Origin of the sequence: Cryobacterium glaciale (assembly GCF_004402535.1) — a bacterium.
GTDB classification, from domain to species: Bacteria; Actinomycetota; Actinomycetes; order Actinomycetales; family Microbacteriaceae; genus Cryobacterium; species Cryobacterium glaciale.
The window spans coordinates 174097-199153 of sequence record NZ_SOEY01000018.1 but is presented as its reverse complement, the minus strand read 5'-3'; the positions used below and the strand labels follow the sequence as shown (position 1 = coordinate 199153).

Genomic DNA, 25057 nt, shown 5'->3' with positions numbered 1-25057 from the left:
CCGAAACCCGAGTCGGAGGCTATACATGTCCGTTCAGTCCGTCCGGGAACGCCACGAGCGCGCCCCCGACCACGTTGGCCCCACCGGGGGCAAGTCCGCCACCCGCACCTTTCGCGGTGACATCGAGGGCCTGCGCGCGGTCGCCGTGATCGTCGTCATTCTCGACCACCTGCTCGGCTGGCCGTCGGGCGGATTCATCGGCGTCGACATCTTCTTCGTCATCTCCGGTTTTCTGATCACGAGCCTGCTGCTCAAGGAGCACGCCCGCACCGGCCGCATCTCCCTCGTCGACTTCTACCGGCGGCGCATCCGCCGCATCCTGCCGGTGTCGCTGCTCGTGCTCGTCGTCACCGTGGCTATCGGCTACCTGCTGTTGCCTGGTGTCCGCGCCCTCAGCACCCTGTGGGACGGCGTCTATTCGGCACTGTTCGTGGCCAACTGGCACTTCGCTTTCGTCGGAACCGACTACCTGCAGGCCACCAACGCCGTCTCCCCGCTGCAGCACTACTGGTCGCTCGCGGTGGAAGAGCAGTTCTACTTTGTTTGGCCGTTTGTGCTGATCGTGATCTTCGCCCTCGCCGGTCGTCGCACGCTCAGCGCCCGCGCCCTGATCACATCGGTCGCCGTCACCACCGGCGTCATCACCCTCGCGTTCCTGGCCTGGAGCTTCGCCCTGACCTCGACGAGCCCGGCCATCGCCTACTTCTCCACGGGCGCCCGCGCCTGGGAACTCGGCATCGGCGCCCTCCTCGCCGCCGCAGCACCCGGCATCGCCAAGCTTTCGGCCGCCTTTCGCCCCGTGCTCGCCTGGCTCGGTCTCGCACTCATCGCTATGAGCCTCGTGCTGATCAGCCGCGACTCGCCATTCCCCGCCCCCTGGGGCCTGCTGCCCGTCGCTGGAAGCGCCCTCGTCATCGCCGCCGGCATCGGCCAGCCCGAGCAGCGGCTGCTGTTTCCGCTGACGAATCCGGTCAGCCGGTACATCGGCAAGATCTCCTACTCTCTCTATCTCTGGCACTTTCCGGTCGTCATTCTGCTCGCCACCGTCTTCGCCACCGACTCGCCGCTCTACCTACCGCTCGCTATCGTGCTCATGCTCGCCCTCTCGGTGTTCTCCTTCCACTTCGTCGAGGACCCCATTCGTCGCTCCCTCTGGCTTGAAAATTCCCAGACCCGCCAGCGAGAACGGATGCGCCGCCCCGCCACCCAGCATCGCTCCGGCCTCACCGCGGCCCAGGCCTGGATCGGCGCCCTCGTCGTCGTCACCCTCGTCATCGTGTCGATCTCCTTCGTGGCGCTGAAGGGCGGCACGTCATCCGGCCCGTCGGCGGCCGCCGTCGACCCGGCCCCGCTCGGACTGGCCCCTCTAGGCGCAGGCGCCGATCTCGGCGTGCAGACGCCCGCCGAACCCGCCACCCTGCTGGCCACCCGGCAGGCCGCCATCACCGCGGCCCTGGCGTCGACGGCCTGGCCGGAGACCACCCCGACCTTCGACGCGCTCGGCGACAACTCCGGCGCCCCGGAATGGGTCGACGACAACTGTCTCTCGGTCAGCGCGAAGAACGCCGCCGGCTGCCGCTACGGCGACCCCACGGCGGCGAAAACCGCGGTGCTGCTCGGCGATTCCATGGCGATCAGCTACATGCCCGCCATTCGCGCGGCCCTCGAACCGCTCGGCTACAACGTGCAGTCGCTCACCATGTTCTCCTGCCCGGCCGTCAACATCTCGGTCGCGCCGAAGAACGCCTCCGATGCGTCGGCAGCCACCTGCGACGACCACCACGCCTGGGTTTACGCCGAGGTCGCCCGGATCTCGCCGGACCTCGTGATCATGTCGAGCCTGGCCGGATCCATCGTGCGCCTCGCGAGCGGCAACGAGGGAGCCGCCGCCCTGACCGAGTGGCAGACCGCGACCACCGACACGATCACCGCGCTGAAGGGCTCGACCGACCACGTCGCGGTCCTCTCACCGCCGCCGGCCAGCACGCCGTTCGCGGAGTGCAAGACCCTCACGAGCGGCCCGGCGGACTGCACCTACAGACCGTCGAGCCTCTACCAAAAGGTCGTCGCGGCGGAGCGGGCCGCGGTCACTTCGGCCGGCGACTTCGCCCAATACGTGAACGTCGTGCCGTGGCTCTGCGTCGACAACAGTTGCCCGGCCGTCATCGACAACACCCCGGTGTTCTTCGACGGCCAGCACTTCGTGCGCGAGGCGAGCACCCAGCTCGGCCCGCTGCTCGCCGAGGCCCTGTTCCCGCCGGCCGAGTAGCCGGCTCGGCTGGCGGCATCCACTTTTTCGTCCTGGCCCGGGTGGGCGGCCCGAAAGTCAGTGCTCGCGCGGCCGAAAGTCTCGCGGCCAGTCGCTCGCCCGAATGCGCTGGATTTCCTTGACCTCGCCGATGGTTCCCCACTCGTCCAGGCCCAGTCGTGACAGCGGGCGCAGCTTGCCAATAAGCGGATGCGCCCCGTCCAGCACCGCAGACGACACCGCCACGTGCGTCACCTCGCCGAAGACAAGCGTGCAGTCGCCCATCGACAGGGTCGAGTGCAGGCGGCATTCGATCGCAGCGGGGGACTCGGCGACCCGCATCGATGCCACGGTCAGGCTCGGCTCCCGGGTGAGCCCGGCGCGGTCGAACTCGCTCTCGTCGGCTGCGAAGTCGGTACCGGTCGCGTTGACCTCGGCAAAAAGCGATTCCGGCGTGAAGTTCACCACGAAATCCCCGGTCGCGAGGATATTGCGCACGGTGTCCTTGACGCCGACCGAGGTGAACTGCACGATGGCCGGCGAAACGGATGCCACGGTGAAGAACGAATGCGGCGCCAGGTTGTCGACACCCTCCGCCGACCGGCTCGACACCCACGCGATCGGCCGCGGCACCACGAGCGAATTCAGCAGGCGGTAGAAATCGCGGCGGGGCAGGTCTCGGGGGTCAAAGTCAGTACGCACCCGCTCAGGCTAACAAGTCAGCAGCGCCGATAGAGTGGCCTGATGCCTACTCTTCCCCGCCTGGTGGCCTTCGACCTCGACGATACGCTCGCGCCGTCCAAGTCCGCGCTCGACCCGACCATGATCGACCTGCTCGTGAAGCTGCTCGGCGTGACCGAGGTCTGTGTCATCTCCGGCGGCCAATTCGGCCAATTCCAGGCTCAGATCATCGACAACCTGCCGGAGGTCAGTGGGGAGACCCTCGCCCGTCTGCACCTCATGCCCACCTGCGGCACCCAGTACTACCGCGCCGACGCCCAGGGCTGGACCCAGGTCTACGCCGAGAACCTCAGCGAAGACCAGAAGGCTCGGGCCCTTGACGCCGTCGAGCAGAGCGCGCGCAGCCTCGGGTATTGGGAGAGCGACACCTGGGGTCCGATCCTCGAAGACCGCGGCTCGCAGATCACCTTCTCCGCCCTCGGCCAGGCGGCGCCGGTCGTCGCCAAAATCGCCTGGGATCCGAGCGGCGAGAAGAAGAACACCCTGCGGGAGGCCGTGCAGGCCCTGCTGCCCGATCTCGAAGTGCGGTCCGGCGGGTCGACATCCGTTGATATCACCCGGCGGGGCATCGACAAGGCCTACGGCATGAAGCGTCTGGCTGAGCTGACCGGCGTCGATCTCGACGACATGCTCTTCGTCGGCGATCGCCTCGACGAGAACGGCAACGACTACCCGGTCAAGGTGCTCGGTGTCGAGTGCCGTGCCGTCGAAGGCTGGCCAGACACCGCAGCCCTGCTCGAAGACCTGATTCCCCGCTACGTCACCGTCTGACGCGTGACCGAGTAGTGCTTTTACCCCCAGTCCGGGGCTGACCGGGGGCTACCCCATTCCGCTGGATGGGAGTCTGGCCTACGGTATGCACACCGCTCCCGAAGGCGGTAGCAGGAGGCAGCATCGTGCCGTACGCACTCCGACACCGGCGTCGCAAAAGGGTCTGGCACATCGCACTCGGCAGCATGCTCTCGCTCCTGCTGCTCGGCGCCGGAGTCGGCGGCGTCGGCGCCTACAAACTCAGCCGAGCCTTCGACGACCAGGTCGCGACGATCAGCACGGTCTTCCCGCCCGCGAACCTTCGCCCTGCCCCGAGCGTGGGCGTGGCGGCAGCGGCCCAGAATATCCTCGTGCTCGGCTCCGATAGTCGCGGCGCGCACAACGAGTCGATCGTAAACCTCACCGGCCAGCGCTCCGACGTGATCATGGTCGTGCACATTCCGGCAAATCGCGAGGGCGTCTGGGTCATGTCGATCCTGCGCGACAGCTGGCTGGAAATTCCCGGCCACGGCCAGGCCAAGATCAACGCCGCACTGTCCTGGGGTGGGGTGCCGCTTGCCGTCCAAACCGTGGAAAGCCTGATCAAGACACGCATCGACCATGTCGCCGTGGTCGACTTCGAGGGCTTCCAGGCCATAACGGATGCCGTCGGCGGCGTCGAAATCGACAACCCGGTCGCGTTTGCGTCCTCGAAGATCAAGGGCCATACCTTCACCGTCGGCAAGCAGGTCGTGACCGGAGCCGAGGCGCTCGCCTACGCGCGGGAACGTTACGCCTTCGCCGACGGTGACTTCACCAGGGTGCGCAACCAGCAGCGCTTCTTCAAGGCGATGCTGAGCACCGTCATGAGTTCTCGAACGGTGACCAATCCGGCCACCCTGACCAGGCTGATCGAGGACATCACTCCGTGGATTGCCGTGGATGACGGCCTCGACTTCGGCTATCTCACCGGCCTCGAGCTGCAGCTGCACGGCCTGCACGGAAGCGACCTCACGTTCTTCACCCTGCCCACGAACGGCACCGGAACGTCCGCCAACGGTCAGTCCATCGTTAATATCGATTTCAGTGCGCTGGCCCCGCTGCAGCAGGCTTTCCAGACCGACACGCTCGAGGCCTACAACCCCTAGATGATCCGCTCGAGATACCATCTTGAGTTTTTCTCGTGTACATTTCGTTTGTGAAAGAGATACAGGCCGAGAATCGCGAGTGGATCAACTTCGCCAAGGGCGCGGCGATCATCCTCGTCGTGCTCTACCATTCGTCGTTGTTCCTCAACGACCTGGGGCTGGCCGGCAGCACCCCGCGGCTGCGCCTCGTGCTCAGCTACTTTCCGATGCCGGTGTTCTTCTTCATCGCCGGGCTCACCGCCCGGCGCATGCTCACCTGGAACCTCACAGATCTCTGGCGGCGCCGCCTGCTCACCCTGGTCTACCTGTACCTGTTGTGGTCGGTCATTCGCGTGGTGTTCTACCTCGTCGTGCCGCACCTGCGCGGCACCGAACGGTCCCCGACCGACCTGCTCAACATTGCGCTGCTGCCCATCTGGCCCACCAGCAGCTACTGGTTCATCTGGGCCCTGGCCGTGTTCACCCTGCTGGCCTGGCTGCTGCGGAAACTGCCCGTCAAGCTGCAAATCGCGCTGGCCGGAGCGGTGGCGGTGCTGTCGACGACGCCGGGAGTGCTCGACCTCGACAACGTCGGCTGGGATCGGGTCGCCGCCAACTTCGGGTTCTTCATCATCGCCGTCTATTTTCCACGCACGGTGTACCGCCTGGCCGCGCGGGTGCGCGTCTGGCATGCCGTCGTGCTCGTGGTCGCCTACGTCGGCCTGGCAGCGCTCCTCGTGCTCCTGCACCTCTCGCGGATACCCGGTCTGATCCTGCTCGAAAGCGCTATCGCCGTCGCGATGGGTGTCGCTCTGGCCACCCTCCTGGTGCGGGTGAAATGGCTGAACTTCATGAGCACGCTCGGCCAATACAGTTTTCAGATCTACCTGCTGCACCTGTTCCTCGTGGCCAGCGCCCTCGCGCTGCTCGCGCCATTCGCCGAATCGGTCTGGCTGCAGCGCGCCGGCAACGCCCTGCCGTTCCTGCTCGCCGCCATCGTGCTCGTCGCCTCGCTCTACCTCGCCAAGCTCCTGCGCCGGTACTCCTTCCTCTGGGTGAGCCCGTTCCGCAAACGCCAGACCAAAGTGGTCTCCCGTCGTGCTCAGGTGAACGGAGACCTGTTGTGAAGACAACCCGCCTGCTTGCGGCATCCGCTGGGCTGCTGGCTATTGGCCTGGTGTTGAGCGGATGCTCCGCCACCCCTACCGCGCCCGCCGCGAATGCGCACAGCGACTCGGTCGTGCTGCAGAACGACCTGCAATACGGTACCGCTCGCGGGGAGAAGCTGCTGCTGAACGCTTGCCTGCCCAAGGGCGGCGGCGAACCCACCGCGGCCGTGATCCTCATCCACGGCGGAGGCTTCGACAGCGGTACCAAGGACTTCGGCGGTATGACCGCACTCTGCTCCGAGCTGGCCGACGGCGGACTCGCCGCCTTCTCGGTGGACTACCGGCTGGCCCCGGAATTCGCTTTTCCGGCGCAGGTGAACGACGTAACCGACGCGCTCGCCTGGTTGCGCGACCCGGCCCAGGTCGCCGAGTTCGGCATCGACCCCGAACGCATCGGACTGTTCGGCAGCTCGGCCGGCGCGATCATCGCCTCCTCGATCGGAACCAACGGCACCGGCAGTCTCACCGGTGATGACCGGGTCGCCGCCGTCGTCGCACTGTCGCCGGCGGTCGACCTCACCGAGAAGGGACTGCTGCTCGGCGACCCGTCGAAAATGGCGATCTCCTCCATTCTGCAATACCTCGGCTGCGACGATTTTCGAGCGTGCCCGAACGCCAGGGACGCATCGCCGCTGTACTCCGTCGACAAGACCGACCCGCCGTTCTACATCGCCATGTCGAAAAAAGAACTCGTTCCCCTCGAGCAGGGGCAGGCCATGATGCTGGCCCTCAAGGCGGTCGGCGTGCCCGTCACGCTCGACGTGAAACCCGGTGAACGACACGCATTGGAGCTCCTCGACGAGGCCACTCGGGCGAGTATTCGTCAGTTCCTCATCGACAATCTGGTCAATTCCTCAACACGGACTGATTAAATCCTCAATACTGGCGGTCCAAAAGTGAGGATTTTTATGCCAACATAGGGTCCTGTCGTCGTGCACCCGAAGCACGACGCGTCGATCACGCGGGGAGAAGTACGTATGGAACTGAAACGACTGGTTCGAATTCTGCGAAAGCGATGGATTCTCATCGTCGCGTTCGTCCTGCTCGGCCTGGTCGGTGGCGCGGCCGCCGCCCTCCTGACGCCGGTGCAGTACGAATCCTCCACCCGGGTGTTCGTGGCCGCGCAAATCCAGAACGGGTCCACTCCCGGTGACCTCGTGCAGGGCAACAACTTCGTGGTGCAGAAGCTGCCGTACTACCTCGACGTCGCCACGAGCCCCCGCGTGCTCGACCCGGTCATTTCGAGCCTGAACCTCGACGAGAGCGCGGTCGACCTGGCCGGGCGGGTCACGGCCACGACCGAGCCCGGCTCGGCCGTCATCGAAATCGCTGCCCTCGCCTCCACAGCGGATGCCGCCCAGCAGCTCGCGCAGGCCGTCTCCGAAAGCTTCACCGATGTCGTCATCAACCAGCTGGAAACGCCGGCCGACGGCGGCGCAAGCCCGGTCACGGTCGGAGTTCTCGACCCGGCCGTCGCGCCCGACAACCCCGCACTGCCCCAGCTGTACCTCAATCTCGCCGTCGGCCTGCTGATCGGCCTGCTGGTCGGCCTCGTCACCGCACTCATCCTCGGCCTGCTCGACCGCCGCGTCTACAACCGCGACGATATCGAGCGACTCACCAGCGTCCCCGTGCTCGGCGGCATCCCGCTCGAAGCCCGCGCCACGCCGATCATCTCGCCCGACGGCGCGAGCACTGCCCGCGCCGAGGCCTTCCGGGTGCTGCGCACCAACCTGGAGTTCGCCGATGCCGATACGAGCCGCCGCAGCCTCGTGGTGACTTCCTCGGTGTCGGGGGAGGGCAAGACCACGACCCTCGTGAATCTCGCCATCGTGCTGGCCGAGAGCGGCGCGACGGTCGCCGTGATCGACGCCGACCTGCGCACGCCCCGGCTCGCCGACTATCTCGGCCTCGACGCCGATCGCGGCCTCACCGACGTGCTCCTCGGCGACGTGCAGCTCAAGGAATCCCTGCAGTCGTGGGGCACGCAGCATCCGCTCACCGTGCTGTCGTCGGGCCGGATTCCCACCAACCCGAGTGAACTGCTCGGATCGACCGCCATGGGCACCGTGCTCGACGTACTCAGCAGCAGCTACGACTACGTGCTCATCGACGCCCCGTCGGTGCTCGCGGTGACCGACGCCGCCGTACTCAGCCGCTGGAGCGGCGGCACCATCCTGGTCGTCGGCGCAAACCGGGTGCGTGAACCCGAACTGCTCGCCGCCCTCGACGCCCTCGAAGCGGTCGGTACGACTCCCCTCGGCGTCGTGCTCGCCATGGTTCCCACTCGCGGCCCCGACGCGCTCGTGCGTGACGGCGGCTTCGCGGCTGTGACCCGCCCGGCGCCCCGTGCCCCCAGATCCGTCGATGCACGCCCGAGCGACGCAAGCCGCTCCACCCCGCCCGACAGCGAGTCTGCCCCGACAGACACTCAACAGCGCGTCACCTGGTAGTTGACCCGTTCCACTCCGTTTGTACGTTCGAAGACGCACGTTCGAATCAGTTCTACAAGGCTTTACCCGAAGGGAGCCTCAGTGTCCGTGCACTCGTCTCACCCGATAGATCCGTCGCCCTCCACGCAGCGGAAGCTTCTGCTCGTCGCCTCCACCGGTGGGCACCTGGCCCAGCTGGTGCGGCTGGCGCCGGGCCTCGGCGCCTCACCGAGCTCGCTCTGGGTCACTTTTGATTCCATGCAGAGCCGCTCGCTGCTGGCCGGCCGACGGCGCATCCACGTTCCGTACGTGCGCCCCCGGGACTACCTGGGCATGATGCGGGCGGCCGGCATCGTGCGCCGCGTGCTCAAGCATGAAAGCTTTGAGGGCGCTGTGAGTACCGGCGCCGGCCTCGCCGTCGCCGCACTCCCGCAGGCCGCTATCAGCGGCGTGCCGAGCCTGTACATCGAGAGCGTTTCCCGCGTCGAGGGCCCGTCGCTCAGCGGGCGGATGCTCGCCGCCAGCCACCTGGTCAGCGTCCGCACCCAGCATCCAGCGTGGGCCACCAATCGCTGGCGAACCCACCCGAGCGTGCTCTCCACCTACCATCCCCTGATCCGGCCCGCGCCGGAACGCCCCAGCCTGTTCGTCACCCTCGGCACCATCGAGGGCTACCGCTTCGATTCCCTCGTCGACGCCGTGCTCGCCAGCGGCCTGGCCGATGAGCGCACCGTCTGGCAGCTCGGTTTCACCACCGACCGCACCGACCTTCCCGGCCAGGTGCACCAGATGATGCCGACCGCGCAGTTCATCGACGCCGCACTGAACGCCGACGTCGTGATCACCCACGCCGGGGTCGGCACCTTCATGGGGCTGCTCGAGATGGGCATCTTCCCGGTGATCGTGACCCGCCGCAAGCACCGCGCCGAACACGTCGACGACCACCAGATGCAGATCGCCGAGCTGGCCGAGTACCTCGGCGTAGCGCGGGCCGTTGACACGCCGGACCTGACGGCCGATGTCATCCGCTTCGCTGGCGGCCGCGCCATCGACACCGGGGTGCGCATTCCCCTGCCCAGCGACCGATGAGGAAGCGAGCGGCGAAGCAGCGGATGCTGCGCGACATCTTCGTGCCGGCCCGCGGCCAGTACGACAATATCGGCGATATTCTGCTGCGCCGTCAATTGCTCGACTGGCTTCGCGCGAGCGGCCCGCTGCACGTATACGTCGGCGAGGCACCCGACGGGTATGCCGAGGGCCTCGGCCTCGGGCCGGACGACGTGCAGTACCGCTCCTTTCGCCGCTGGTATGCGGCGGCGCTCGCGAGTGCCGCGCGCGGCCGGGCCTCCTACGTGTTCAAGCCGGGCGAGATCCAACTCACCCTGATCGGTATGAAAGAGCATCTCGCCATGCTTCCGGTGCTCGCCCTCGTGCGGGCCCGGCACGGCCGCGTTGCCCGGGTCGGGGTCGGAAGTCGCAACTTCGCCCCGCTGCCGCGTGCCCTGATGGCGCCGTCGATCGCTCTGTCCAACGTGTCGTTGTGGCGGGATGCGGAGACGGCCGGGTATCTCGGGCAGGGGAGCATCATGCCCGACCTGGCTTTCGCCAACGTCAGTGACGTGTCGAATGGGGTGCGCGACGTGCTCGTCGTGTCGATGCGCTCCGACCTCGACTACCCGAGCGCCGCCTGGCTCGCCGGGGTGCGCGCCGTCGCGGCCGACAACGGCCTCGAGATCTGGTGTGTGACCCAGGTTCTGCGTGACGACGACAAGTGCGGCCAGCTCGCCGCCGACCTCGGGGGCCAGGCCCTGCGTTGGAACGGTACAGGGCACGACGAGCAGGAACAGCGCCTGCGCGCCCTGTACCGGCGGGCGGCGCTCGCCGTGAGCGATCGCCTGCACGTGCTCGTCGGCGCCCTCACCGAGGGTGCGGTGCCGGCGGCGCTGCTGGTAGACGGAAGATCTGACAAGATCGCCCGACACTTCGCCGCCGCCGGTTTGCACGACGTGAGCATTATCAGCGCCGGGATGACGGCCGATGAGGTAGCGGGTCGGTTGCAGAACTTGATCGGCCGCCGCACCGCCATCCTCGCCGGACTGGCCGAGGCGCAGCAGGAGTTGCAGACCGTGCGCCGCCTGCTCGACCAGGTGCTGACAACCGAGAGCGTGCGGTGAGCCTCGCCGAAGCGGGCGACACGCAGCCGATCGACACCGAACCGATCAGCATCGTGCCGCCGAGCATCATGAAGCCCTCCGCTGCTCCCGCTCCAGTTGCCAGCTCGTCTTCCGTCTCGCCCGTCCCGTCCACGCCGGCCGAACGGCTGCTCGCCGTGCACATCGGGCGCAGCGGCGAGGTCGCCGGCGGCATGAGCCAGGTCGTCAACGGCTACCTGGCTCATCCCTTCGCCGACTTTGACCTGCGCATGGTTTCCTCGCGCGACGGCAGTGCCGGGGTGCGGGCGGCCCTGCTGGCGGCAACCGCTTTCTGGACGGTGCTGCGGCTGGCCGATCCCGGGCGCACCGTCGTGATCGCGCACCTCTCCCAGGGAGGGTCCTTCGCCCGTGAGGGCGCGCTGCTCGCCCTCGCCCACGCCCGCGGGTTCGCCACCGTGGCCCAGCTGCACGGCAGCTCCTTCGCCGATTTCGCCCAGAAACGTCCCGGCCTGGTCGGGCGCGTCCTGCGCGCGGCCGACGTGGTGCTCACCCTCTCGGCCGAGTCGCGAGCCGCGGCCGCCGAATTCGTGCCGGGGGAGCGGGTCATCCTCGTGCCGAACGCGGTCGCCGACGGTGTGCGCCGCGAGACCGAGCCGCTCGTGGTGTTCGGCGGTGCGGTCAGCACACGCAAGGGCGTCGACGTGCTCGTGGCGGCGTGGCAGCGACTCGCGCCCGAGCATCCGCTCTGGAAACTGGTTATCGTCGGCCCGATTATGGACCAGCCGGCGGTTCCGCTCACCCGCGGCGAATTCGTGGGTGCGCTCAGCCATGAGGCACTCATGAAGCTGCTCGAACGGTCATCGATCGCGGTATTACCCTCGCGCGACGAGGCGATGCCCATGTTCATTCTCGAAGCGATGGCCCGCAGCAACTGTGTGGTCGCGACCCGGGTCGGCGGTGTGCCGGCGGTTCTCGCCAACGGTGCGGGGGTGATCGTGGAACCCGGCGACATCGACTCGCTCGAGGCGGCTCTGCGGCACGCCATAACGGATGCCGCCTGGCGCGCCACAAAGGCGGATCTGGCCAGATCCGCCTTTGAGAGCACCTATTCGGCGACCGCTGTCTTTCCGCTGGTCGAGCGCAGCTGGGTTGCTGCGCTCGACCGTCGATTAGATCGCGTGGCTAAGAAACACACGCCAGGTTTGAGAAACCCGAGCCTGCAGCCGTGACGGTGTTCGAGCAGTAGACCTTGGTGCCGCTGGCACCCTTGCTGCCCTGCTCGTGAATGAAGAAGCCGTAGCCGGCGGCGCCGACCGGAGCGGTGTTGCCGTAGAAGGAGTTGCGCAGGCCCCAGCCGGCGACACTCCCGTTCACCGCGAAGCCGTGCGCGGTGCTGTTCTTGCCCTGGTTGTTGTAGATGCTCCAGTCGTTGCCCTTGACCTTGACCCACTCCTCGGCGCGCGGCATGGCTGCGGCGCCGTCGATCACGTTGTCGCGGATGATGCCGGCCGAGGTGCCTTCCTTGACCTCGATCGGCTGGGCGCCAGTGAGGCTGATGGTGTTGGCCATGAGCAGCGTGCGGTCGGTGCGGTCCGGCTGGCAGCTGGTCTGGGCGCACCAGTTGTTCTCCGAGGTGCCGATGTAGATGCCCTCACCGTAGAACGGGTCGCGCTTGCCGGTGTTCTTGATGGTGTTACCGACGACCTTGCTGTCGGTGGTGAAGGCACGCAGGTGGATGCCCTCATAGCCGATGTTGTCGACGAGCGTGTCAGCGATGGTGACGTTGCTGCTGCGAATCACGCTGATGCCCTTGAGGCTGTTGGTGACGGTCATTCCAGCGATGACAAGGTTGGACGAGTTGGAGATCTGGATGCCGTGGTTGTTCTGGATGCTTCCGGGGTTGACGACGGCGTTCCGCGGACCGCAGACCCAGATCGGGTTGGCAGCGGTTCCGTTCACGGTCATGTTGATCTGCTCGTTGTACGTGCCGGGCGCCATCTTGATGACCGTTCCGGGCTGGGCCTGCTGTACGGCGGCCAAGAGCTCCCGAGCCGTGGTCACGGTGACGGTCGCGGCGGGGCAGTCGGCGTAGCGGTGGGTGCTGATCGGTGCCGGGCTCGGCGCGGTGCTCGGCACGGCCGACACGACGAAGGCGTCGACGATGCTGCTGGTGCCGGTGGAGCGGGCATCCTTCTGGCCGGTGCGGGTCACCGTGATGGTGTGCGTGCCGGCCGACAGGCTCGTCGTGCTGAAGGCTGTCTTCTTGTAGGCGGTGGTGGCTGAGTAACCGTTGACCGTGGCGACCACCTTGCCGTCGATGGCCACGTTGCTTGTGCCGGAGCTGCTGGTCAGGCGGGTGATGAACGCGACGCTCGTGCCCTGGAAGGTGAACGAGGCGCTGCTCGAGGCGGTCGAGAACTTGACCGATCCACCCGAGTCATTGGCCGAGCCCGAGGTACGCCAGGTGCCGGAATACTTCACCGACGCCGACTCACTGTCGAAGGTGGTTGAGCCGACCGGAGCCGCCCCGACGGTCGTCGGGGCGAGTGTGGGCGTGGGCGTCGACGTGGGTGTCGGAACCGGTGTCGGTGTCGGCGTGGGTGTCGGAACCGGTGTCGGTGTCGGCGTGGGTGTCGGAACCGGCGTCGGCGTGGGCGTGGGCGTGGGAACCGGGGTCGGCACCGGAACGGTGGCCTCGGCCGGCGTGAGGGTGACGAAGGCGTCGACGATGCTTCCGGTGCCGGTCGAGCTGGCATTCTTCTGGCCGGTGCGGCTGACCGTGATGGTGTGCGTGCCGCCGGAGAGGTTCGACGTGGCGAACAGCACCTGCTGGTATGTCGTCGTCGCCGAGTAGCCGTCAACGGTGGCGACGGTCGTACCGTCGATGGCGATCGTGCTCGTGCCCGAGCTGGGGGTCGTACGGGCTACGTAGGCCACGGTCGACCCGGTGAAGGTGAGAGAGGCGCTTGAGCTTGACGAAGCGAACTGAATGGACCCGCCGTGGTCGGAGGGCGAGCCGGTGCTGCGCCAGGTACCGGCGTACGTGATCTGGGCGGAGGTGCTGTCGATCACCGAGGTGCCGGCGGGCGCCGTTGCGGCGGAGGCCGTCGCCACGGGAATGATGGCGGTGAGGGGAACCAGCGCGGCGATGGCAACGGCCGCGATGCTCGCACGTCGGGTGAAGCGGGGGAACAACATGGTGGGACCTTCCGGATGTTCAGGGACGGGGTGGTTACGTCCGTGAACCCGAAGGCTTCGCAAACGCACATGATCTTTGTGATTTTTCGGCGGTTGTGCTGCCGTGATCACTTCGTCAATTAGCGTCTGAGCTGCTGCGCGTTACCCGTGTGCAAATGGGTTTGTGGGCACAATTTAAGCGGATGCCGCGGCCTTTTCTCGCGCGGGCGCGCGCGAGAGGGCCGCGTACCCCTGCCGGTTGGCAGGTCGGGCGAAACTGAGAAGACCTCTGGATTTGGCCCTGACCAGTGCTATTGCCCATTGTGGGTTCTGCCCCGCGAGCAGGGGGTGCGAATTTCGAGCGGCCACGAGTGGTCGCCGGTCGGCGCATCCGTCATTCCTGTGAAAGTGCCTAGAGTCAATTTGGAACTCTTGAGATTCTGTCAGCCGTGATCATGAGGCGTTCGCGGGTGCATGCGGCGCCCTTTGACGGCCACGGCCCCCAGCGCGCTGTGACAGCGTGCTGGGGGCCGTTCAGGTTCTGCGTCTAGCGGGTGCAGGCGATGTTGGAGAATCCCTCGGCGGCGCGGGTGACCGAATTGGAGCACGACAGGTCGGTCTTGCTCGACCCCTTGCTGCCCTTCTCGTGGATGAAGAAGGCGTAGCCATCGGCGTTCACCGCTCCCGAATTGTCGGTGAAGGTGTTGCGCAGGCCCCAGCCGGCGACACTCCCGTTGACCGCGTAGCCGTGCAGGGGGCTGCTGGCTCCCTGGTTGCCGTCGATCGTCCAGTCGTTGCCCTTGACCTTGATCCATTCCTGAGCGTTGCTCATGGCGTTGGTTCCGTCGATCACGTTGCCGCGAATGACGCCGTCGGAGGTGCCTTCCTTGACCTCGATCGGCTGGGCACCGGTGAGGCTGATTCGATTGCCGAGCACCAGGGTGCCGTCGGTGCGGTCGGGCCCGCACCGGGTCTGCTCGCACCAATTGTTCTCGGACGTGCCGATGTAGATGCCCTCACCGAATGAGGCGTCGCGGGCTCCCGTGTTTGAAATCGTGTTGCCGACGACCGTGCTGCCGGTGGTGAAGCCGCGCAGGTGAATACCCTCGTAACCGATGTGGTTGACGCGGGTGTCGGCGATGGTCACGTTCGTGCCGCTGATCACACTGATGCCCTTGAGGCTGTTGGTGACGGTCATGCCGGCAATGACCAGGTTGGAGGAGTTCTTGATCTGGATGCCGTGGTTGTCCTGGATGCTGCCGACATTGATCACGGCGTCGCGCGGGCCGCAGACCCAGATCGGGTCGGCGGCGGTTCCATTGGCGTGCATGTTGATCTGGCCGCGGTAGGTGCCGGGGGCCATCCTGATGACGGTGCCGGGGACGGCGCGGTCGACGGCGGCCATGAGCTCGTCGGCGGTGCGCACCGTCGTCGACGCTGCGGGGCAGTCGGCGTAGCGGTGCACAGACGGCGACGAAGCGGGAACCGGAGCCGGTGCCGGGGCTGGTGCGGGTGTGGTGCCGGTCGCCGCATTGACGACGAATGCGTCGATGATGCTGTTCGTGCCGCTCGAGCGAGCGTCTCTCTTACCGGTGCGAGTGATCTTGATCGTGTGGGTGCCGCTCGACAGGCTCGTCGTGCTGAAGGCGGTCTTCTTGTGCACGGTGGTCGCGGAGTAGCCGTTCACGGTGGCCACGACCTTGCCGTCGATTGAGACGGTGCTCTTGCCCGAGCTCTTCGTGGTGCGCGTGATGAAGGCGACGCTGCTTCCTGCAAACGACATCGATGCGCTGCCGGCGCTGGACTGGAACCGCACGGATCCGCCGCGGTCGGCGGCATGGCGGGTGCTGCGCCAGGCGCCGGTGTAGCTGATCTTCGACGAGGAACTGTCGATGACGGTACGCGCCGAAGCCGCAGACGCCGCGCCCGGGATGGGCGCGATCATGGGGGCGAGGATCGCGAGGGTCACGGCCGTGACGGCGGCTATGGCGATCGTGGCGCGGCGGGCAGATTTGCGGTGTTCGGCCTGCGCTGTGCTGGCAGGGGTGCGGATATCAGGCTTGCGAAAGGGCAGCGTGCGGAAAAATGGCAGCTGAGAAAGTGGCACGGTGGAGTCCTCCGGAGAGTCGGGTCGCGAATGAACAGCGGGTGCGCAGTGCTGCGCGGATGCTGTGCCTGCCCGAATCGCTAGGGACGGTCCGAGTGAGCGGATGCAGCGGTCGCACCGGTGCCGGCAGGGATGTCGCCGGAGGTCGGTTCGTCAACCTCATCGAGCCGGGCAGGTGTCGTGATCCCGCGTGTTCTGCAGCAGCGTGTCGTTCTGACAGGTGCTTGGGGCGGATGCGGGCCCGGTCGGTGCGTGGTGCGGTGCGTATTCAGCGTTCGATGCCCGACAGCGCAGGGACTATTCGGATTGAACTATGGGTTCGAGCCTATCGATGGGTAAAGTCGAATCCGTTTCACTTTCCTGTGAAAGTCCTCCTAATAGCTCAGGCGGCACCACGTTCGGCAGCCAGACGCAGCAGGCGACGGTGCAGGGGCACGCTCAGCTTGGCCGTACCGGCCAGGGCCAGGCGTTTCCAGTCCCGGCGGCTAGCGGCGAGCAGCACGAGGCGCCAGGTCAGGCGGGAGCGCAGCTCAGCGACGATCTCGGCGCGTTCTTCGGCGTCGTAGGGGCCGGTCAGGGCGTCCTTCAGCCCGGACAACAGCACGTAACGCAGCCGAAAGTAGCCGTAGGAGTTCGAGCCGATGATGCGGGTGTCGAGGGTGATCGCAGCGTCCGTGACCGCCTGTTCCACGAGCAGCAGCGACTCAGCCCGGCGCGACCCCGAGCGGATGATGGACCCACCGCGCACGACATAGGAATAGAGCACGTCGTCGATGAATGCCACCCGATCGGCCGCGGCGAACAGCTGGGCGACCATGGCCAGGTCGGAGTGCACCCGGGCCGGGGTGAACTCGATCTGGTCGGCGAGGGAATGTCGGAAAAGCTTGTTCCACAGGTGCCCGGTGAGTTCGCCGTCGAGCAGCCGGCTGAATGCTTCTGCCCCGGTGATCGGATCGTTCAGTAGCGGCGCGGCCAGCGGGCGCCGCTGGCCGGGGTAGACGTACTCCGCACCGCACACCACGACGTCGGCGCCGGTCGACCGCGCCGTCGCCACGAGCTTCTCGAGCGCCGACGGGGCCCAGTCGTCGTCACAATCGATGAACCACAGGAACTCGCCCTGACTCTCCGCTACCGCGCGGGCCCTGGCGCGTGCGACCCCGCCGTTCTGCTCCAGCCGAAAGTAGTGCACGCCCGCGTGCGCGGCGGCCGCCCGCGCACCGATCACGGCCGTCGCATCCGTTGAACCGTCGTCGACCACGATGATCTCGATCTCGGCCAGAGTCTGGTCGAGCAGTCGATCGATCGCGCCGCCCAGAAATTCGGCGGCGTTGTAGGCCGGCACGATGACGCTCACGACCGGGGAACGGGTCACGCGGTGAGCTTTCGAATGCAGCTGGTTAGCTCGTGCAGAGAGGCGCGGGCTTCGACGACGTGACGCAGAATCGGTTCCCGGCGGCTGATGACGTCGCGAGCCCGACGTTCGAGTGCCGCGGGGTCGGGCAGTGACCAGCCGATCGTTGCGCCCTTGATGCCGACCGCGTCGAGGGTGCGGGCCGCCTTTGACGGGCCAGCGTCGGCGATCACGAGCGGCAACGCGCCCTCGGTCAGTCCGATCACGGCGGCGTGCAGCCGGTCGGTCACCACGAGCAGCGACCGCTGGTACACGCCCCGCAGCTTCACTTCCTGCTCGGCATGGTCTGGGCCATCCCAGACCAGAGCGGTACCGCCGAGCGACGCGGCGAGTTCCTCGGCGAGCGGGCCGTCCCGTTCGATCTGCGACACGGCCACGATCTCCAGTCCGAGGGTATCGGCCAGGCCCCTCAGGGCGCCCAGCCAGACCTCGTCGGGACGGCGCCCGTTGTAGCGCACCGACACGGCGAGCAATGGGCGGTCGGGCGTCGACGCGAGCAGGTCGGCATCCGCTGCCCCGGTGGCGAAAGCCCAGTCGGGAGCGATCCGACCGAGCCCCATCGCTGCGCGGCTGTACGCGTCGCGCCAGGCCACGAGATCGCACAGGCGCAGCGTCGCCGCGACCGGTATGCGCCACCCGGTCTTCTGCCGCACCCCGAATCCGGCGTGCACTGCGTGGCCGCCGCGCAGCCGGTTGAGCGCGAGGTGCGGAGCCAGGCGCAGGTAGCGCAGCGCGTAGGCGCGTTGCAACTCCATTTCCCCGGCATTGAAGGCATAGACGGATGCCTCCCGCAGCGTCGACCGCGAAATCTCGCGTCGCCACTCCGCGCTCGTGCGGTACACCCGATCGTCGTCGTGCAGGCCGAGCCCGCTCAGGTAGGCATCCGACCGGGCACCGACGAACACCTGCAGCTCGCCGGCGCCTCGCAGCGCATCCAGAAATGCCCGTCGCAGCACGGTATCGCCGACGTTGTCGATCTGGCCCATGGCCGAGGCGAAGATTCTCATGCCCGCTCCACGACCCGCAGCAACACCCGTTCCAGGTCGGAGCCGCTCGCCTCCTCCGAGAAACGCGCCAGCCACGGTTCGATGTTGTCGAGCGGCAGCTCGGCCGCCCGCAGGATAGCGTCGGCAAGGTCCACCGGGTGTGCGGACAGCGCGAGCTCGCCCGTGATGCCGGGCACAATCGCATCCGCTACGCCGAGCGCCCCCGAGACGGCGACCGAGGGGTACCCGGCTGCAGCCGCCTCGACCAGCACGTTGCCGAAGCCCTCGCGACTCGACGTCAGCAGGGCCACGGCGTTGTCGCCGAAGTAGTCGAACCAGTTCTCGACCCAGCCGCGGTGGTGGAAGACCACGTTCTCCTGTCGGGCCGCAGCCTGCACGTCCTCCAGCAGCGGACCGCCGCCGAACGAGACGACCTCAACGGGCACGCCGCGGCGGGCCAGCTCGGCGGCGGCGGCGATCGCGAGCAGCGGACGCTTCTGTGCCACCAATCGGCAAGCCAACACGATCTGAATGCCGTTGGCCGATCCGGGGCGGCGTTCCGATCGCGCCACAATCGTATCCACGCCGCCCGCCTCGTCGCCACCAACCTGCGCGTGCGCGGTGGTCGTGCCCTGCCCGCGCGGGGTTCCGCGCAGCTTCGCCGTTGCAGGGTTGGCGACGACCGTGACGCGGTCGCCGCGCACCCCGAAGGCGGCGACCATTTCAGCGGCGACCGGATGCGAGATGGCGATCACGTGGTCAGCCCACCGATACAGGCGCTTGGCAAACCAGATCTTCACGCGGTGGGCCAGATCCGATCCGGGCAGTCCGAGCGACACCAGGTTGCGCTCGCTCACGAGCACGCGCGGGCGCAGGCGTGCCGGCACCAGTCGGGCCGCGGTCAGCAGTACCAGGTTCGGGTGCGCCTGCAGGGAGATCGCCACGTCGGGCTGCCAGTCGAGCAAGCGGCGGCGCAGCGCGGCGGCCTTCTGCACGTGACCGTGCCGGCCAGCGAGAGAGACGGCCTCCACCCGGTCTGGCAGGTACTCCGGCTTCACCTCCGCGGCGGTGAGCACGACGCTCACCTCGTAGTCCTGGTCGGCGAGCCAGCCCATCCAGGTGCGGGCCACGAATTCTGCCCCGCCACCGTGCAGCGAGGGAATCACGAAGAGGATGCGGCGGAGCGCGGCCCGCCCGCGCGCGTCGTCGGGCGGGGTCTGCGAGGAGGGTGTCATGCGTGGCCTTGTCTGTGGGAAGTCGGGTGCTGGGCGCTCGGGTGCTGACCAGGGGGACGGGACGGGGTAGCGCTCGGCAGGGCGGCGAAGTTGCGGGCGGCCAGGCGCTGAACCTCGGGCAGTCGTTCGGCCAGGCGGTCGCGATAGCGCTTCCGATCGGCCAGCACCCCGAGCGCGACTGGAATCATACGCTCGGCCAGGCCGAGGCCCGGCTCGACACAGAGCTCCTGGGTGTCGAAGAGCCGCATCAGGCCGGCGACCTTGCCCTGGGTCGACAGCGCAACGGCCGGTACCGTGTGGAACATGGCCTGCACGGCGAGGTGCATGCGCCCGGTCAGTACGATCTCGGCGCCGGCGCACAGCCCGCGCACCTCGGCCGGGGCGAGCAGCCGGTTCACCAGAATGACTCCGTCTGCCCCCGCCAGGCGGTCGAACACGGCCCGGCAGGCGGCCGCGTCGTCGCCGCTCGACCGCACGACGTGTGGCAGCAGCACCACCCGGAGCCCCGCCTGAAGCAGCGCCGTGACGATGCGGGCGTACTCCGTGGTCTGGTCGAATCCTCGGCCGACCAGTGCGCTGGCATTCACGACGGCATAGGGTGCCGGCGTGGCGCCGAGATATTCCGTGGCGGCGAGGGCGGAGCTCGTATGGGCCGCGAACACGCAATCGGCGACATCGACAATGTTGGCGAGGTGATCGGCGCGGGCGCGGGCGCTCGAGATCGGGTCGCGCAGCTGCAGTCGGGTGCCCAGCCGGCCGGCCCGGGCGAGAGAGCGGCGCACCCCCGTATTGGCCTGGCCGTTCCAGCTGAAACCGAGGATGCGCGCTTCGACACCCACGCTGCGGGCGAGGCTCGCAACATCCGCTCGCCGTGAGGAGGCGCGCACGCTGTAGGCGCCGTCCATGATGTCGGCGCCGACCACGGTCAGCGACAGGGCGCCGTCGAGCACGGTGGCCAGCGCGGCCATGGCCTGCCGGTGGATCCGTCCCGCACCGTAGACCAGGTGTGGGATGGGCACGAGCTGGGCCCGCCAGGCATGCTGCGGCGGAATCCGCACGTCGGCCGGCCGGCGCACGAGAACCTGTACCGGGCCCGATACGTTCTCGAGAAAGGCTTCGACCATGGCCTGGTCGCCGATATTGCCCTGGCCGGGTGGGGCGACGAGCACGTGCCACCGTGCGGTGTGCACGTCGAATGGGCGCAGCCGGTCGGTCGCTCGTTTCAGTGCGGCGCGATCGCGCAGGTAGGGCAGAGCGGATGCCGCGGCGAGCCCGTGCAGCACCCGGTCCAGCCGGCGGATGATGCGCAGCCGGGTGCGCCCCGGTGTGCGGCGGCGGGCGGTCGTGCGGGCGGGCGCCAGCTGGTCGGCGTTCGGGCTGCCGGTGCCCGGCTTGGGGGATTTGGCGGAGCGCAGAAAGCTGCGGGCCTGGGCGATCGAGCGCACATCGCGGCGAAAGATCGGCCAGACCAGCATGACCAGGCCGATCGCTGCGAGCAGGGCGACCCCTCCGAGTGCGACGCGCGCGACCGACAGCTCCAGAGGGATCCACTGCACGGCGGCCCAGCTGGCTCCGGTCGCAAAACCGTAGCCGAGAATGGCGCGTACTCCGGCCAGGAACATGGCGCGTGCCGGGGCGTTCGTGACCCGGCTGATCCACCACAGGCCGATCGGCCAGATCAGGGCGACGCCGAGCGAGTAGCCGGCGGCGACGCCGTAGACGCCCCAGAACGAGCCGAGCAGCACGAACGCGACGAGCAGCGGCCGGGTGCACAGGGCGAAATACAGGTTTTGCTTGGTGACTCCCTTCGATAGGAAGACCCAGTAGGTCGCATAGGCGGCCGCTTCGAAGAACCCGGCAATGGCGAGAATCTGAAATATCGGGGCGGAGCCCAGCCAGTTGCTGCCGAGCGCGATGCTGATGATGGGGAGGGCCTGGGCACAGGAGAAGGCGAGCACGATGGTGACGGCGTGCAGCATGATGGTCTGCCCGAGCAGAATGAACCGGTCGTACTTGGGCGGGTCGTCCTGCAACCGGGCCAGTACCGGCAGGGCTACCCGGGTGGAGGGGCCGTTGATCTGGTTGAGCGGCAGCAGCAGCAGCTGGAACGCCCGGTTGTACAGGCCGAGTGGGCCGGCTCCGAGGGTCGCGCCGATCACGATCGTGTCGGTGTTGCGGCTGGCGTAGCCGAGCAGCTGGGTGCCGGCGAGGTTCGACCCGAACATGATCAGGTGACGCATGGGCGCTCGACGGTGATACCAGCCGGGAAACCAGCGGGTGATCGGAACCAGAATGAGGAGGGTCAGGATGCCCTGGCTGATCTGCTGCCCGGCGAGGGCCCAGTAGCCGAAACCATTCAGTGCCATCACGATGCCAATGACGAGGCCGCCGATCTGGGCGCCGATCTCCGACCCGGCGAGGGCCTTGAAATGGAAGTTGCGGTTCAGGTCAGCACGAAACTGGGTGGCGAGCCCGTTGAGCAGAAACGTTCCGGCGAGCACCTGGGTGAGCAGCACGAGCCGGTCGTCGCCGTACAGGGTGGCGATGAGCGGGCTGCACAGCACCGCGAGCAACATGAGCGCGAGCCCGATCACGCTGTTGATCCAGAACAGGTTGTCCTTCTGGTGCCGGCTCAGGTCGCGCACCTGGATGGCGGCCGATGACAGCCCGAAATTGCGCAGCACCTCGCCGACGCCGATGATGGCGGCGACCGACGCGACCAGGCCGTAGTCGCTCGGGTCGAGCAGCCGGCCGAGCACGACGATGCCGCCGAGCTGTACGCCGATGCGAATGAGCTGCCCGACCAGGGTGGTCGACGCGCCGCGGCCTGCCGTGCGGCCGAGTCCGGTCGTCGAGGCGGGTTTCTCGGGAGTTCCGGGCGTTTCGGGTGCGTCGGGCGGCAGAATCGCGGTCAACGGATGCTCCGCCCGGCCAGCTGTAGCGCCCGCAGGTAGGTGCGATAACTCTGCTGGCCCAGGGTCTTCCAATCCCGATCGTCGAGCCGCGGGCGCGGCCGGGAGCCGGCCGCGCGCATCCGCTCGAGGGTGTCCTGCAGAATCTCGGGCGTGAGATCGCCGTCGTAGAGGTAGATCCAGTCGGGCCCGACCTCGTCGGCCAGGGCTCGGTTCGACGGCGTCGACGGTACGAGCACCGGCCGATCGAGCGACAGCGTCACGAGCAGCACCCCCGAATTGTGCATTTCCCGGTAGGGCAGAACGACCAGTTCGGCCCCGCCGACCTCGACGACCAGTTCCTCGTCGGAGACGAAGCGCAGCACCGAGCTGATGCGCGCATCCCGCGCGGCTTCGGCGGTGATAGTCTCGCCGAGCCCGCTCGACGGCCGACCCACGACGCGCAACGTCAGGTCGGGGCCCGGCAGCGCCCGAAACACCCGCAACAGGGTTTCGACGCCCTTGTACGGGCGAATGAGCCCAAAATAGAGGATGCGCCCGCTCACGGACTCGGGCCGCGGCATTGCGCTGAAGCGGTCACGATAGTGGCCGTGCAGAATGGTGACCGCCCGGCATTCGGGCTCCACCGGCGTGGTCGGGTTCAGGCGGATGACGAGGGCCGTGCGGGCGTCGAGCGCGTCGAGGGCCCGGGTCTCGGCGCCGTGGCCGGCTTCGTGCGGGGTCAGGTTGTGCATGGTGCGCACGATGGGAATGTGCTGCAGCCGCGCCCGCAGCAGCAGCGCGTGCAGCGCCAGGCGGCGCAGTCGGGCCTTCAGCGGGCGCGGCGCACGAATGAGCAGCTCCGGCCAGTGCACGTGAAAAACGTCATAGCGACCGAGCAGCGCGGTGCGCCAGGAGAAGAAGCGCATGGTCACCGCATCCGGTGCGCCCTCGACTACCTGGTTGACGTACCGGGTGGTGCCGTCGGGCGGGCTCAGAGATTGCAACACGGTGATGTGTGTCGTGCCTGTATTCATCACGCCCATACCCCTCAGGGGCCGGTGAAGTCCGGCTAAAGTTGAGAATCTGTCGGTTTAGCGTAGCGTGCGCGCTACGAGCGCGTTAGAGCCGCGCATACCCCCGTTTGGGGCGCAGAGTTGCTCGGCCCCGGCGGGGCCCAGGCCGGGGAGCGGCATCCGTTTGCGTCGGATTCAACGCCAGAATGAGCAGGCATCCGAGCAGCAGGTGCATGGGGCGCAGGGCGTCGATCGCGTTGAAGCCGGCAATGCACACCGTGTAGGCCACCAGAGCGGCTGCCGCCCCGACCGCCCGGCGGGAGAGCGCGTGCGCGACCGCCGAACCGATCACGAGCAGGAACAACACGACTCCGGGCAGGCCGATGCTGATGAGCAGCTGCAGCAGCGAATTCTCGATGGTCACCTCGTTGAACAGGCGCCCGGTGATGCCCGAGGTGCCCGGGCCCGACCCGATCCAACCGGTGAGGTTCGCGGCCTGGAGCGACACCCAGACGCCGAGGTCACGCGCCTGCGAGGAGAGTTCGGCTTCGATCGAGTTGTTGCGGGCGGTGAAGGCGTCGAATTGGAACAGTCCGATCACCGCGACGACCATCAATACTGCGAGCAGGGCGAATTTGCCCCAGCGTTTGTCGCCGCGCAGCACGAGCGACACCGCGTAGGCGAAGGCGATGGCGATCGCCGCTGAGAGGATGGCGCCGCGGGAGACGGTCGCGACGAGGCCGAGCCCGCTGAACACCGCAGCGAGGAGGGCAGGCTTCGAATTCTCCCGCAACCACACCCCGATGGCGAGGGCGCAGGCCACGGCAAAGAACAAGCCGGCGAAGAGCGGATGCCCGAACGATGCGGTTGCGCGATACACCGACCAGTGCTGGCTATCACTGAGGCCGAGCACGCTGAACAGGGTGCCCCAGATCGGATTGGCGCGCAGCGCGCCCTCGAGCACGGCATATGCTCCGAGCCACGCTCCGAGCACGAGCCAGACGCGCCGAATCCAGTAGGCCTCCCGGCTGGCGTTGACGATGGATAGCGGGAGGAGTACCCCGGCGCTGAAGCTGATGATCCAGCCGAGGCTTGCCTGCACGTCGGTGCTGCGCACGAGCGAGAACAGCGACCAGACCAGGAACAGCAGGGCAAAGTAGCGGGTGGCTGATCGGAATGGCGCTGGCGCGGCCGGGCCCGGAAGATCGGCTGGGCCGGTGAGCAGGCGACGCACCGCCCAGACGACGATGATCATGGTGGTCAGCGGGAGGGCGCCGATCGGGCCGTCCTGGGGAAGGACGCGGGCCGGAATCAGCGCAAAGGTGGCCAGTGCAACGGCCGGAAGGATGTGCGTCGGCACCAGGAACAGCGTTGCCACGGCGACGAAAGCCAAGAGGGTCAGCGGAAGCACGATGACACCGACCTCGGCGACGAAGCGCGGCAGCACCAGGCTGGCCACGATCACGAACAGGGCAGCGAGTGCGACGAGAATAATCGGCGTGCGGTGCAGGCGCAGCGTGGTGAAATCGAACATCGGCCGCCTTCGGGGGAGGTCGCGCAGGGAATGGTGGTAGCTCAGTGGTTAGACAAGCTCAGTGGGAACACGAGATCTGG

At 67.6% G+C, this 25057-nt stretch carries 18 protein-coding genes; 9 read left to right on the top strand and 9 right to left on the bottom strand.

The window, feature by feature from the left end:
• Nucleotides 1-25: 25 nt before the first annotated feature.
• Nucleotides 26-2269 (top strand): acyltransferase family protein, encoded by a 2244-nt coding sequence (locus E3O06_RS09025; protein ID WP_134502911.1) that lies wholly within the window; start codon nt 26-28, stop codon nt 2267-2269.
• A 57-nt stretch (nt 2270-2326) separates the two neighbouring features.
• On the opposite strand, the gene E3O06_RS09020 is transcribed toward E3O06_RS09025, so the two are convergent.
• A complete protein-coding gene (locus E3O06_RS09020; protein ID WP_134502909.1) occupies nt 2327-2950 on the bottom strand; it encodes a flavin reductase family protein in 624 nt (207 codons plus the stop codon).
• A gap of 42 nt (nt 2951-2992) precedes the next feature.
• On the opposite strand from E3O06_RS09020, the gene E3O06_RS09015 reads away from it, so the two are divergent.
• The 8 genes from E3O06_RS09015 (at nt 2993) to E3O06_RS08980 (ending at nt 11849) form a co-directional block, all read left to right on the top strand.
• On the top strand, nt 2993-3760 hold the full coding sequence (locus E3O06_RS09015) for an HAD-IIB family hydrolase (RefSeq protein WP_134502907.1): 768 nt from the start codon (nt 2993-2995) through the stop codon (nt 3758-3760).
• 125 nt (nt 3761-3885) lie between these two features.
• Nucleotides 3886-4887 (top strand): LCP family protein, encoded by a 1002-nt coding sequence (locus E3O06_RS09010; protein ID WP_166788157.1) that lies wholly within the window; start codon nt 3886-3888, stop codon nt 4885-4887.
• A 50-nt stretch (nt 4888-4937) separates the two neighbouring features.
• Entirely contained in the window at nt 4938-5993 is a 1056-nt protein-coding gene (locus E3O06_RS09005) for an acyltransferase family protein (protein ID WP_166788156.1), read from the top strand.
• A complete protein-coding gene (locus E3O06_RS09000) occupies nt 5990-6907 on the top strand; it encodes an alpha/beta hydrolase (protein WP_166788155.1) in 918 nt (305 codons plus the stop codon). The genes E3O06_RS09005 and E3O06_RS09000 overlap by 4 nt, the downstream gene beginning before the upstream one ends.
• Before the next feature lie 105 nt (nt 6908-7012).
• On the top strand, nt 7013-8488 hold the full coding sequence (locus tag E3O06_RS08995) for a tyrosine-protein kinase domain-containing protein (protein ID WP_134502899.1): 1476 nt from the start codon (nt 7013-7015) through the stop codon (nt 8486-8488).
• Nucleotides 8489-8569: 81 nt separating this feature from the next.
• Entirely contained in the window at nt 8570-9556 is a 987-nt protein-coding gene (locus E3O06_RS08990; RefSeq protein WP_198415800.1) for a glycosyltransferase, read from the top strand.
• Complete coding sequence (locus E3O06_RS08985) at nt 9553-10641, top strand: polysaccharide pyruvyl transferase family protein (protein ID WP_134502897.1); 1089 nt, start codon at nt 9553-9555, stop codon at nt 10639-10641. Before E3O06_RS08990 ends, E3O06_RS08985 begins: the two co-directional genes overlap by 4 nt.
• Nucleotides 10638-11849: a glycosyltransferase family 4 protein gene (locus E3O06_RS08980; protein WP_134502895.1), complete on the top strand. Its 1212-nt coding sequence runs from the start codon at nt 10638-10640 to the stop codon at nt 11847-11849. Before E3O06_RS08985 ends, E3O06_RS08980 begins: the two co-directional genes overlap by 4 nt.
• On the opposite strand, the gene E3O06_RS17545 is transcribed toward E3O06_RS08980, so the two are convergent.
• The 8 genes from E3O06_RS17545 to E3O06_RS08940 all read right to left on the bottom strand — a co-directional run bounded on the left by E3O06_RS17545 (nt 11803) and on the right by E3O06_RS08940 (nt 24977).
• Nucleotides 11803-13818, bottom strand: a complete 2016-nt coding sequence (locus E3O06_RS17545) for a right-handed parallel beta-helix repeat-containing protein (RefSeq protein WP_166788154.1) — start codon at nt 13816-13818, stop codon at nt 11803-11805. The genes E3O06_RS08980 and E3O06_RS17545 overlap by 47 nt on opposite strands.
• Before the next feature lie 526 nt (nt 13819-14344).
• On the bottom strand, nt 14345-15904 hold the full coding sequence (locus E3O06_RS08965; RefSeq protein ID WP_134502893.1) for a right-handed parallel beta-helix repeat-containing protein: 1560 nt from the start codon (nt 15902-15904) through the stop codon (nt 14345-14347).
• A gap of 382 nt (nt 15905-16286) precedes the next feature.
• Nucleotides 16287-17276: a glycosyltransferase family 2 protein gene (locus tag E3O06_RS17540; RefSeq protein ID WP_166788153.1), complete on the bottom strand. Its 990-nt coding sequence runs from the start codon at nt 17274-17276 to the stop codon at nt 16287-16289.
• Complete coding sequence (locus E3O06_RS17535) at nt 17273-18322, bottom strand: polysaccharide pyruvyl transferase family protein (protein WP_166788152.1); 1050 nt, start codon at nt 18320-18322, stop codon at nt 17273-17275. The genes E3O06_RS17540 and E3O06_RS17535 overlap by 4 nt, the downstream gene beginning before the upstream one ends.
• A complete protein-coding gene (locus E3O06_RS08955) occupies nt 18319-19536 on the bottom strand; it encodes a glycosyltransferase (RefSeq protein ID WP_134502891.1) in 1218 nt (405 codons plus the stop codon). Before E3O06_RS08955 ends, E3O06_RS17535 begins: the two co-directional genes overlap by 4 nt.
• Complete coding sequence (locus E3O06_RS17530; RefSeq protein ID WP_166788151.1) at nt 19533-22451, bottom strand: oligosaccharide flippase family protein; 2919 nt, start codon at nt 22449-22451, stop codon at nt 19533-19535. The genes E3O06_RS08955 and E3O06_RS17530 overlap by 4 nt, the downstream gene beginning before the upstream one ends.
• Complete coding sequence (locus E3O06_RS08945; RefSeq protein WP_198415799.1) at nt 22448-23437, bottom strand: glycosyltransferase family protein; 990 nt, start codon at nt 23435-23437, stop codon at nt 22448-22450. The genes E3O06_RS17530 and E3O06_RS08945 overlap by 4 nt, the downstream gene beginning before the upstream one ends.
• A 112-nt stretch (nt 23438-23549) precedes the next feature.
• The gene (locus E3O06_RS08940) at nt 23550-24977 is read right to left on the bottom strand and encodes an O-antigen ligase family protein (RefSeq protein ID WP_134502887.1); all 1428 of its coding nucleotides are present in this window, start codon (nt 24975-24977) and stop codon (nt 23550-23552) included.
• Between the last annotated feature and the right edge of the window lie 80 nt (nt 24978-25057).